Consider the following 12,260-nt stretch of genomic DNA (forward strand, 5'->3'; position numbering starts at 1 on the left):
TTGCAGCAATATAGCACAACAAACTTGTTGCACTAAGTATATACTGAAAAAAATTTGAAAATTATTTATGAATATTAGACTTCATTTTATAGGTACTGGTTACGTTGGATTAGTATCTGGCGTAATGATGAGTTACTTAGGACACGACGTTACTTGCTTAGATACCGATATTTCTAAAATCGATCAGCTTAAAAAAAATATTTTACCAATTTATGAACCAAAATTAGCTCAGTACCTACCGCCATTAGTAAAGTCTAGTAAGTTGAAGTTTACAGCCAACTACTCGGCTGAATTAAGAAATGCCCAAGCGGTATTTATTACAGTAGGAACACCACCACTACCTTCAGGGGAGGCAGATTTACAATATATTTTTACTGCTATCGATAATTTATGTGAATGGATCAACGATGATTGTTTGATTGTTATTAAATCAACTGTACCTCCAACAACATGTAACCAAATTATTGATTATTTAAAAAAAAGAAATCTTAAATTTCCTGTTGCCTCAAATCCTGAATTTCTTAGAGAAGGTACTGCTGTAGATGACTTTTTAAACCCTGATAGAATATTAATTGGCACAAATAATAAACACGCAGAAGATTTATTAAAAAAGATCTACCTGCCTTTGACTACAAAGAATATATCTCTTATATATACTGATTTGGTTACGGCAGAACTTACCAAATATGCCTCAAACGCTTTCTTAGCAACAAAGATTGCTTTTATTAATGAAATGGCAAATTTATGTGAGAGAACTGGGGCAAATATCAAAGAACTATCGATTGCTATGGGACTCGACAAGAGAATAGGTAAAGAATGTTTAAATGCTGGACCTGGATTTGGTGGTTCATGTTTTCCTAAGGATCTCTTAGCACTTTCACAAATAGCTGGGCATTATCAATGTAACTTACAAATAGTTAATTCTGTTATAAGTAGTAATGATCAGAGGGGCTATGATATGGCGGATAGGATTGATTATATCATAAATGATAATTTGACTAATAAAAATATTACCGTATTGGGTCTTACTTTTAAGGCTGGTACAGATGATATTAGAAGCAGCCCGGCTATTAAAATCATCAAAATTCTAGTTGATAAAGGAGCTAATATTATAGCCTTCGATCCAATAGGTATGGATAATGCTAAAAAAGAGCTAAAAAATATTTTTTTTGCCGATTCAGCACTTAGTGCTTGTCAAAATAGTGATATAATTGTAGTGGCAACCGAATGGTCGGAGTTTAAAGATTTAGATTGGTCGCTTATTCGCCATCAAGTTAGATCTCCTATAATTATTGATTTCAGGCATATTCTTGACGGAGATATGCTAAAATCTCTTGGGTTTAAATATTATACTATTGGTACGTAATATGAAATTTGATTTTATTCACTTAAGAGTACAAAGCTCATATTCATTTCTTGAGAGTGCCTTAACAATTGATCGTATAGTAGAGCTGGCACAATTACACAAAATGCCAGCGATTTGTTTAGCAGATAAGGGTAACTTATTTGGCTCACTAGAGTTCGCTTTAAGTAGCTGTAGGGCAGGGGTACAACCTATAAATGGGGCAATTGTAAACGTTGCTTTTACTAAAGATAATTTTGGTGAAATGGTGCTGATTGCTAAAAATGAGGTAGGTTACAAAAATTTACTAAAAGCAGTTAGTGCTAGTTTCACTGAAAATGATCGCAAAATTTGTAATCATATTACTTTTGATGATTTGGTTAAGTACCATGAAGGACTTATTATCTTATCCGCTTATACTGATGGGATAATTGGTAAAAGCCTGATTGATGGGAACGAAGAATTAGCCATTTTTTGGACCACTAAGCTACAAAGCATTTTTGGTGATCGTTTCTATTTTGAGATTATGCGGCATAATTTAGCAATAGAACAATCTATAGAAGCAAATTATATAAAAATAGCCGATGACCTTGGTATTCCACTAATTGCTACCAACAAAATATTGTTTAGCGATGTTAACATGCATGATGCACATGATGTATTATTATGTATATCTGCTGGTGTTAGTAAAGAAGAGGAGAATCGTAAAAAGGTTAGTACTGGTTGTTATTTTAAATCACCAAAAGAAATGCTAGAACTTTTTAGTGATTTACCTGATGCTGTACAAAATACCGTCCATTTAGCCCAAAGATGCCATTTTATGGCACATGCTAATCCACCAATGTTACCAAATTTCTCTAGTCTAGATATTAATGAAATATATCTAATTAAGCAAAACTCCACAGCAGGATTACTATCAAGACTTGATACAAAATTTAAATGGGAAAATATTGCCATAGATAAACAGCAAGATATTAAACAACAATATTTAACTCGTCTTAATTACGAACTAGATATTATTTGTCGGATGGATTTTGCTGGCTATTTTCTTATAGTCTCTGACTTCATAAAATGGAGTAAAGAGCAAGGTATTATGGTAGGACCTGGTAGAGGCTCTGGGGCGGGATCAATAGTCGCTTGGAGTCTTCTTATCACTGATCTCGATCCTATTAAATTTGGTCTACTATTTGAGCGTTTTTTAAACCCTGAACGTATATCAATGCCAGATTTTGATATTGATTTTTGTCAAGAACGGCGAGAAGAAGTTATTAATTATGTACGTTCTAAATACGGGGATAATAAAGTTGGTCAAATCATCACTTTTGGTAAGATGCAGGCAAAAGCTGTTATCAAAGATGTATCACGAGTTCTTGGCTTGCCTTATAAATATGCTGAATATCTAACTGAGCTTGTGCCATTTAATGCTGTTACTCCCGTTACATTAAATCAGGCTATAAAGGAAGTAAAGGAGTTGAACAACGCCGCCCATGGCAGTGGTCTATATAATTTAGATGGTCAAGAGGAGCTAATAAAACAAGTATTGGATACATCCTTAGTGCTTGAGGGACTTAACAGGCATGCTTCTACACATGCAGCGGGAATCGTTATAGCTGGCAAAGATTTAGTAGAAATATTACCAGTTTATAAAGACCTAAATTCGGATATGTTGGTAGTACAATATTCCATGAAATATGCTGAGATTGCTGGTTTAATTAAATTTGATTTTTTAGGTCTGCAAACTCTGACTGTTATTACTAAATGTCTAGAATTATTAAAACAGCAAGACATAAATATTGATTTTACTAATATGCTATTTGATGATCAAAAAACTTATGAACTACTGTGTAATGGTAGAGCTACCGGTGTTTTCCAGTTTGAAAGTAGTGGAATGCAGGATGCTTTAAGACGTCTAAAACCTGACTCCATCCAAGATATAATAGCGTTAGGAGCATTATATCGCCCTGGTCCTATGGATAATATCCCAACTTATATTGCTTGTAAGCACGGTTTGCAGCTACCAGATTACTTGCATGAGATGCTTAAACCAATTTTAGAAGAGACTTATGGAGTTGTTATATATCAGGAACAGGTCTTAGAAATTGCCAAAGTAATTGCCGGCTATAGCTTAGGTGGAGCAGATTTACTTCGTAAAGCCATGGGCAAAAAAATAAAATCTGAAATGGCAGAGCAAGAAGAAACTTTTATTAAAGGTGCAATAGCTAACAATATTTCACGCCAGCAAGCAGAGTCTATTTTTACAACAGTGGCTAAATTTGCTAGCTATGGTTTTAATAAAGCACACGCCTCAGCTTATGGTGTAATATCTTATCAAACCGCCTATCTGAAAGCAAATTTTCCAGCCGAATTTTTGGTAGCTTGTTTAAATCTTGAATTAAATAATCATGATAAAATCAATCTATTCATGCAAGAAGCTAGAAATAACAACATTACTATTATTCCTCCTAATATCAATCTTTCCACTGGTTATTTTAGTACTACTCATGAAGAAGGAAAGACATTTATCATCTATGCCCTAGGTGCTATCAAAAGTGTCACAGCTACTTTTGGCAAAATATTAGCAGAAGAAAGAATTAAAAATGGTAAGTTTAAAAATATTATAGATTTTATTGAAAGGCTATCGCTTAAATCTATTAATCGAAAATTATTAGAGAATCTTATTAAAGCCGGGTGTTTTGATACATTACATTCTAATCGTAATCAGTTACTGTTAAGCATCGCTAAACTTTTAGCTTACGCCTCTTCCTATCATGCAGAAAAAGTTTCTGATCAATTTAGCCTGATTAAGGTAAATTCTGCAAGTCAACAAGTGTTAATTGAAGCAGAACCACTTGATAATAATACTGTCTCTTATTATGAATTTGAAGTATTAGGACTATTCATTATACTACATCCATTATCAAGATATCAAGATTTGCTAGCTAGGCTTAATATTGCAACATCACTTGACTTACAAAATGATAGTGGTGCTACTTCTAATAGGCAAATAAGGATAGCTGGGGTAATACAAAAAAAAGATTCACATATGTCATCTCGTGGAAGGTTTGTAACCTTACAACTATCCGATCAATTTGGTATTTTCGAATTAACTATTTATAGTGAAGAAATACTTAAAAATTTTGTTCACTTACTTGACATTCAATGTCTAGTTGTGGCAAACTGTGATTTGTTTAAGGATGCTGGAGGAACAAGGTTAATCGCTAAAAGCTTCACAACTATTGACGATATAATGAATGAAGAACGACTAGAGATAAAACTCTATCCACAAAATCATTATGAATTATGTCAAATCGTTGATTTGCTTAAAAACCGTATTAGCCCTGAACGTAGTAATACAAGAATAATTTTACTGCTTAAGGTGAGTATACAAGATGAATTTCAAGAGTTGGCTAGGTGTACGAGTGGTGAGCGGACTAGGCGTAGTCAAACCGTTGTTCCTACGCGAAGTCCCATCGTGCCACAACGCCAACACTTGAAAGGCAAAGGGTATATAAATAATAACTTTACTGCTCGAGTCCATTTACCAGAAATTTTATGTCTAGAAACTGAAGATTTTGAATTTTTAAATCGGTTTATGCTAGGTTCTAGTTAACCTGAATTCGATGTAAGAGATCGTTTTAACAGTCTCGATGTCATCCCATAATTGTTGAAAGTTAAAAAATCGTCTATTAGCGAAGTGCTATTGTAAGGCTTAAACCGTCATTGCGAGAAGCCGCTGCAAGAAGCGGCAACGTGGCAATTTTGTGAAGTAGTACTCAAATCACCTAGAGGTCACCTAACAAAGGCAGATATTACTTCATGAGATCGCCACGTCGGCAATTTCATCGTCTCCCTCGCTAATAGACGGTTCTTTGGCTAAAACCTTTCCAGTTTAGCTATAGCTTCGATTAATCCTTTAAATAAATTTAAATCTAAATCATTAGGGTTTAAATATTCAGGATGCCATTCTACTCCTATAACAAATTTGTAATTTATTGACTCAATTGCTTCAATTATTCCGTCCAGTGCTGTTGCTGCAACTCGGAGTCCCTTGCCTATTTTTCCTACTGCTTGATGATGGCTCGAGTTAACCATACAAGTTTGCTTATTTCCCGATAAGTTTGCAAGAATAGTGTTTAGTTCTATCGTTATAGAATGCGATAATGTATGTTTGGGGGCAGGTTGCTCGTGGTTAATAACCGTAGCTACTCCTGCTTGTGACTTTATGTAATCAGGTATATGCTGGATAAGGTTGCCACCACATACTACATTTAACATATGCATACCACGACATATTCCAAGGAATGGCATATTCTTTTCTAGAGCTTTTTGGGTAAGTAGTAACTCAAAATTATCACGTTGGTCGTTGGTAGCTGTTCTATCACAAGTGAATTCTTGGCTATAAAATTTAGGGTGAATATCCTCATCGCCACCAGGGATAATGAGTCCATCGATAATTGACAGCATCACTTCAATTGTATCATATTGATAGGGTAGCATTAAGGGGATTCCCCCAACTTTTATCACGCTATCTGCATAATTTTGTCTAATTGCATACCAAGGAAAAGGAGCATAGGCATACTTTTCAGAATTATTAGCCAAATCTAGAGTGATTCCTATTACTGGTTTTTTCTGTATCATACTAATCTTATCGCTTTACCATACGAGTACCACAAATCATGTCATGTAGAAACTTTTTCTCATTAGTACATATCATGCAGATAATACTTATAATCCCCAATATTACAGTACTACTTGATTAGTGCTAATATAATAAATCTAATCAACGATTTTAAAAAGCTTATTCGAGTACCATCCTCGTTTATGATCTTCATACCTAAAATATAGCAACCAAGAGTTGCTTGCATTGAAGATGACTCAAATATTGGATCATATAATATTGTTAATGATAGTATTATTGATGTCGAAATGAAAGAATCGGATAGTGTATCGGCCTAGTGGAAGGTTACTTAGTAGTATCATAATAATACAAATTAGAAGAAAAATAATTAAGAAAATTCGATCCAAAACTACAGCAATAGATCTTCGCCAAAAGCCACAATAGATATATTCATTCATAAAATTAGTTTCCTTTATGTGATATTTCAAAAGTATGAAATGGTGGTGGAGATGATACTGACCATTCAAGGGTATCAGCCCCATCACCCCAAGGATTATATGGGCATTTTTTCCCATATTTCATAGTATAAATAACAATAAATACAAAATAAAGAGCTGCAATAAATGAAATACTAGCTCCGATAGATGAAACCATATTCCAGCCGGCAAACGCATCCGGATAATCCGGTATTCTTCTTGGCATACCAGCTAATCCTAGAAAATGTTGAGGGAAAAATGTCAAATTAACACCGATAAAGGTAATCCAAAAATGAATTTTGCCCATCATCTCAGGATACTGCCGCCCGGACATTTTACCAAACCAATAATAGAACCCAGCAAATGCAGTAAATAACGCCCCAAGCGACATAGTGTAATGGAAATGTGCTACAACATAATATGTATCATGTAAAATTCTGTCGATTGCTGAATTTGATAATATTATGCCGGTAACTCCGCCAATAGTAAATAGCAAGATAAACCCTATGGAAAACAACATAGGGGTTTCAAAAGTAATTGATCCTCCCCACATTGTGGCAATCCAGCTAAAGATTTTGATACCAGTAGGTACAGCTATAATCATAGTACCAGCAGTAAAATATATTAATGCATTGTACGAAAGACCAACAGTAAACATATGGTGAGCCCAAACTATAAAGCCAACAAATCCTATAATTACCATAGCTACCACCATACCAAAATAACCGAATATTGGCTTACGGGAGAAAGTAGAGATGACCTGACTGACTATACCAAATCCCGGTAATACTACGATATATACTTCTGGATGACCAAAAAACCAAAATAAATGCTGAAATAACACTGGATCTCCGCCACCATCAGGCTTGAAAAAAGTAGTACCAAAATTTCGATCAGTCAGTAACATGGTTATTACACCCCCTAACACAGGAATTGCTAGTATCAGCAAGAAGGCAGTAACCAAAATTGACCAAACAAATAAGGGCATTTCAAATAACCCCATACCATTAGTTCTCATATTAAAGATAGTGACAATCATATTAATTGAACCAAGAATGGAGGAAAGCCCTGTAAGATGTAAGCTTAAAATAGCCATATCCACAGCAGCCCCAGGATGCCCTACTAGACTACTTAGAGGAGGATACAGTGTCCAACCAGTACCAGCTCCTCCATCAAACAAACCTGACAGCATTAATAATATAAAAGCAGGGACAAGTAGCCAAAAACTTATATTATTTAGCCTAGGAAAAGCCATATCCGGGGCACCTATTAAAATTGGTATGAAGTAATTACCAAATCCGCCAAATAAAGCTGGCATAATCATGAAAAATACCATAATTATAGCATGAGCGGTAATTAATACATTGTATAGCTGATAATTACCACCTAGTAGATGCCCGCCGGGTACTGCTAGTTCTAACCTAAAAATAACAGAAAATAATCCACCAACAAGCCCAGCAAATATGGCGAATATAATATACATTACGCCAATATCTTTGTGATTAGTAGAAAAAATCCATCTTTGTAACCCCTTAGGGGTTTCGTGATGATCAGATATTACTTCTGCAAGAGGTCTAATAGAGGCTTTATCTTTAAGTGTCATAATGGTTACTATTTACATTCTTTAAGTTGATCAATATCTGCACCTACTATGACTTCGATATTTCTAGTAATTTTATCATAATCCCAGTCCCACCATTTTATTTGTGCTAATTTGTCTACTATGTCTTCTGAGAATCTTTTTCTAATAATTCTACTAGGGGGGGATTACCTACAGCTATAGAATAGGGTGGTACATCCTTGGTGACCACTGCATATGCTCCGATAATTGCTCCGTCTCCTATTGTTACTCCTGGCATAATGACTGAATTCGTACCAAACCACACATCATTACCAACTATTGTACTTCTAGCTTTGTTGCAAGTTGGAGTATAATTATTCCAACCTTCAAAAATAAAAAATGGATAAGTAGAAAAATCATCCATGATGAAGGTAGTTCCTTTGGCAATAGCACAAAACTTACCGATAATTAATTTACACTGATGACAACCTATAACATTATTACGTTCAAACTGTTCTGGATAGTGGCTATCATGATAGTAACTATAATCACCTACCATTATGTTAGGATTATGAACAAAATGTTTTAAAAATATAGTTTCTTTAACCTGTTTTGCGTAAAGATGGGGATAATGCTTGTTGAAATGTACCATAGTAACTCTTTTATTTAATTTATTTGAAGGCTAATTTTTTGTTAGTCTTCATATTCATAGAGAATTTTGACTTTGCCATAATCAACCAGTTTTGAAATTCTTCCTTGCTTACCACTTCAATGGCAATCGGCATAAAACCGTGATTAACACCGCAAAGTTCTGAACACTGACCATAATACACGCCTTTTTTGCTAATTTTAGTCCAAGTTTCATTGATTCTTCCAGGAACGGCATCCATCTTTATTCCCAGTGCTGGTACTGCAAAACTATGTATGACATCTCCTGCCGTAATTAGAAATTTTACCGTAGTATTTTCTGGTATGATAATACGGTTATCGACATCTAATAAGCGTTTTTGACTAGGTTTTAATTTTTCATCGGTAATTAAATAACTATCAAATTCGATATTATCGTGATCAGGATATATATAATGCCAATACCACTGATAACCCACAACTTTAACAGTCATATCTATTTCAGGGATTTTTTCTGCAAAACGTAAAATACGAAATGATGGTATAGCAATAATAACTAAAATTATTATAGGGATTATCGTCCAAATAACTTCAATTAAGATATTATGAGAGAATTTTGCTGGAATAGGGTTGGCTTTTGCATTAAATCTAATACAAACATAGACTAGTAGAATGGTAATAAAGACAACTATTCCTCCTGATATTAACAGTAGGAAATTGTGAAACCCGTGAAGCTCTTCCATAAGAGGGCTTGCTGGAGTTTGTAACAACATTTGCCACGCCTGAGGTTCTGAGGCTAAGCAATCGTGAGCAAATAACAGATATAAAATTATAAATTTTTTCATAAATAATACTTAGTGGGCTTAACTCCATATGCTATAGTTAGACAATAATAAGATGATATGTAGTTTTATTAAAGTAAAAAATATGGGATGGTAAAAAAATTTGAAGAATTTATTATTAAATTATTGGAGATTCAATTATGAAAAGTGTGGTACGAGAGTTTAACAGACGAATAAGTATCAGCAAAGAATTGATAGAAGCCTCAGGAGGGGTTCTAGTATTAGGGGTTGTTACAGCAAAGGTGCAAGTAAGTTCATTAAACCAAAGATTATGGGATTTGTTGCAAGATAGTGGCAAAAGTTAAAAAAACATGATCCTAAAACAATTAGTGAACTAATTCCTATTAAAGCTTTACGCGATGCTTACGAGAACTTAGGAGTAAAAGTTTCTAGTTACCCAGGCTCTAATGAAGCTTTATTAAAAAGAATTCTTTCAGATAAGGGATTATATCAAATTAATACGGTTGTAGACATAAATAATTATATTTCTATTACTTCATTACGGTCTGTAGGATCTTATGATTTATCTAAGTTATCAGGAGATATTGAATTTCGACCAGGAAAACTAGGGGAAACTTATATTGGTACTACAAAGAGGGCAATTAATCTTGAGCATTTACCCGTGTTATGTGATCAGGATGGACCATTTGGCAGCCCTACATCTGATTCAAGTAAGGCCTTAATTCAAGACTCAACAACTGATCTTATTACAATAATTTTTAGTTTTGATGGAAATCAGTTGTTACAAGAACAAATGCATGAAATGACAAGGTTATTAACATAATATGCTGGTGCTACTAATGTGCATACTTATTCGATCAAAGATGGGTTTCAAGAATTACTTCTATAATTTGAAGAATTTATTATTGACTTTAAGCAGCCTTTTGGTACGATTCGGCTTACTATAGCTAACCTGATTAGCGTTGCTCCGTCATTGCGAGGAGGCGTTAGTTTAGCTATAATGAGTAGATTTTTTAAAATGATTTAAGATTACAATATGGCCGGTCATTCAAAATTTAAAAATATTCAGCATCGAAAAGGTGCACAAGATAAAAAAAGGGCAAAAATTTTTACTAAGTTAGTTAGAGAAATTATTACTGCTGCTAAATTAGGGGCTGATATAAGCAATAATCCACGGCTGCGGAGTAGTATAGCGGCAGCTCGTAGTCAAAATTTGCCAAAGGATCGAATAGATAAGGCAATAAGTGCAGCAAGTGATTCTAGTAATAATGAAAATTATACAGAAATTAGATACGAAGGCTTTGCTCCTGGTGGGATTGCGATAATAATAGAGGCTTTAACTGATAATAAAAATCGTACGGCTGCTGAAATTAGAGCAGCTTTTAGCAAATTTGGTGGTAATTTAGGTGAGACTGGAAGTAGCAGTTATATGTTTGATCATCTTGGAGTAATACAATATCCGGCAAATTTAGCAACAACAGAAGCTATGTTTGACAGTAGCCTAGAGGCTGGAGCAAAAGATATGATTTCTGAAGAAGATACATATTTAATCTACACGGATATTGAGAACTTTATACAAGCTGTTGATTTTCTGACCAATAAATATGGACATCCTGAAGAATCTTACGTAGGTTGGGTGCCTAAAAATACCATAATTATAGAAGATAATGATAAAGCAGAGAAGCTATTAAAATTAGTGGATATTTTAGAAGAAAGTGATGATGTGCAAAAAGTTTTTGGTAATTATGAATTATCTGATGCAATTTATGAAACTATGAAAGATGCTTAATATGGACTGCCAAGTTATTGTTTTAGCTGCAGGTAATGGTCGAAGAATGGATTCTACCTTACCAAAAGTAATGCATAAAGTTGGTGGTAGATCGATGCTTGATAGGGTGATAACCAATGCTCGGCAAGTGAGCAATGAAGTTATTTTAGTTCACTCATGGCAACTAGAAGAACATATTGTTTGTTATAAAGATATTTGTAAATTTATATTACAGCCAGAACCTCTTGGTACTGCTCATGCGGTATATAATGCTTTAGACTTAGTTGATGACAATAAAATTGTAGCAGTGCTTTACGGAGATAATCCTTTAATCACCGCAAATATTATTAACGATTTATTAGACCACCTAATTTCTACAAATTCAGCCATTACAACGTTATGCTTTAGACGTGATAACCCGGGGCAATATGGACGAATAGTTACTGATGAACTAGGACATTTCTTAAAAATTGTGGAATTTAAAGAGGCAACGAGTGAAGAACAAGCTATAACAATTTGTAATTCTGGTATTATGGCTTTTGAAGCTGGTATATTAAAAAAATATCTACCTACTATTTTTTTAGGTAAGGTTGATAGATCAAAAGAGTTATATTTGACCGCCCTTGTAAAAATAGCTAAGGATAGCGGAGAAAAAGTATCATATTTGTTATCTTCAGACCACGACATAGTGCTTGGAGTAAATACTAAACAGGAGCTAGAAGAAGCTAATAAAACTATTGCTAAGTTAATGGGCAGGTAATACACACAAAATTCTTCAACGTAACTTAGCGTTTGCAATCACAATGATTTTACGCATCAATGCTACCATCGCCACCATTTTCTTTTTTCTTCTATTGATCAATTTTTCATAAAATACCTTCAGTTCAGAGTTAGAATTTCTAGCAGCCATAGCAGCTACAAACAACATAGGTCTAACAAAATTTCGACCATGACCTGTATGTCTATATCCGCTATATCTACCGCTAACCTGAATTCGATGTAACAAGTTACATCGAATTCAGTGTTATATTGTGGTCATGTTAGTTCATTTCTTAATAATTTTCA

10 protein-coding genes and 2 pseudogenes are annotated in these 12,260 nt (G+C 34.2%); 6 read left to right on the forward strand and 6 right to left on the reverse strand.

What is annotated here, in order from left to right; genetic code table 11:
- Positions 1–73 precede the first annotated feature (73 nt).
- Both AAHM86_RS04115 and dnaE read left to right on the forward strand, forming a co-directional pair.
- On the forward strand, positions 74–1,366 hold the full coding sequence (locus AAHM86_RS04115) for a UDP-glucose dehydrogenase family protein (RefSeq protein WP_410521576.1): 1,293 nt from the start codon (positions 74–76) through the stop codon (positions 1,364–1,366).
- Between the two features lies 1 nt (position 1,367).
- Positions 1,368–4,715, forward strand: a pseudogene (gene dnaE / locus AAHM86_RS04120) (DNA polymerase III subunit alpha); the annotation flags it as partial.
- A 500-nt stretch (positions 4,716–5,215) separates the two neighbouring features.
- Here dnaE and AAHM86_RS04125 read toward each other — a convergent pair.
- From AAHM86_RS04125 to coxB, 5 genes and pseudogenes are all read right to left on the reverse strand, one after another.
- Positions 5,216–5,977, reverse strand: a complete 762-nt coding sequence (locus tag AAHM86_RS04125; RefSeq protein ID WP_342268378.1) for a gamma-glutamyl-gamma-aminobutyrate hydrolase family protein — start codon at positions 5,975–5,977, stop codon at positions 5,216–5,218.
- Positions 5,978–6,090: 113 nt separating this feature from the next.
- Positions 6,091–6,270, reverse strand: coding sequence for an RDD family protein (locus AAHM86_RS07195; protein ID WP_410521577.1), 180 nt, complete (start codon positions 6,268–6,270; stop codon positions 6,091–6,093).
- A gap of 152 nt (positions 6,271–6,422) precedes the next feature.
- The gene (gene ctaD / locus AAHM86_RS04130) at positions 6,423–8,039 is read right to left on the reverse strand and encodes a cytochrome c oxidase subunit I (RefSeq protein ID WP_342267363.1); all 1,617 of its coding nucleotides are present in this window, start codon (positions 8,037–8,039) and stop codon (positions 6,423–6,425) included.
- 8 nt (positions 8,040–8,047) lie between these two features.
- Positions 8,048–8,649: pseudogene (locus AAHM86_RS04135) on the reverse strand (CatB-related O-acetyltransferase).
- 19 nt (positions 8,650–8,668) lie between these two features.
- Positions 8,669–9,469, reverse strand: coding sequence for a cytochrome c oxidase subunit II (gene coxB, locus AAHM86_RS04140; protein ID WP_342267365.1), 801 nt, complete (start codon positions 9,467–9,469; stop codon positions 8,669–8,671).
- Positions 9,470–9,606: 137 nt separating this feature from the next.
- On the opposite strand from coxB, the gene AAHM86_RS04145 reads away from it, so the two are divergent.
- The 4 genes from AAHM86_RS04145 (at position 9,607) to AAHM86_RS04160 (ending at position 11,955) form a co-directional block, all read left to right on the forward strand.
- Complete coding sequence (locus tag AAHM86_RS04145; protein WP_342267366.1) at positions 9,607–9,771, forward strand: hypothetical protein; 165 nt, start codon at positions 9,607–9,609, stop codon at positions 9,769–9,771.
- A 38-nt stretch (positions 9,772–9,809) separates the two neighbouring features.
- On the forward strand, positions 9,810–10,250 hold the full coding sequence (locus AAHM86_RS04150) for a B3/4 domain-containing protein (RefSeq protein WP_342268379.1): 441 nt from the start codon (positions 9,810–9,812) through the stop codon (positions 10,248–10,250).
- A 213-nt stretch (positions 10,251–10,463) separates the two neighbouring features.
- The gene (locus AAHM86_RS04155) at positions 10,464–11,216 is read left to right on the forward strand and encodes a YebC/PmpR family DNA-binding transcriptional regulator (protein ID WP_342267367.1); all 753 of its coding nucleotides are present in this window, start codon (positions 10,464–10,466) and stop codon (positions 11,214–11,216) included.
- Positions 11,209–11,955 (forward strand): sugar phosphate nucleotidyltransferase, encoded by a 747-nt coding sequence (locus AAHM86_RS04160; RefSeq protein ID WP_342267368.1) that lies wholly within the window; start codon positions 11,209–11,211, stop codon positions 11,953–11,955. The genes AAHM86_RS04155 and AAHM86_RS04160 overlap by 8 nt, the downstream gene beginning before the upstream one ends.
- Before the next feature lie 15 nt (positions 11,956–11,970).
- On the opposite strand, the gene AAHM86_RS04165 is transcribed toward AAHM86_RS04160, so the two are convergent.
- Positions 11,971–12,201 carry a hypothetical protein gene (locus tag AAHM86_RS04165; protein WP_342267369.1) on the reverse strand — a complete coding sequence of 77 codons (231 nt, stop codon included), beginning with the start codon at positions 12,199–12,201 and terminating at the stop codon, positions 11,971–11,973.
- Positions 12,202–12,260 lie beyond the last annotated feature (59 nt).

The organism is Candidatus Tisiphia endosymbiont of Empis tessellata (assembly GCF_964031035.1).
Taxonomy (GTDB): Bacteria; Pseudomonadota; Alphaproteobacteria; order Rickettsiales; family Rickettsiaceae; genus Tisiphia.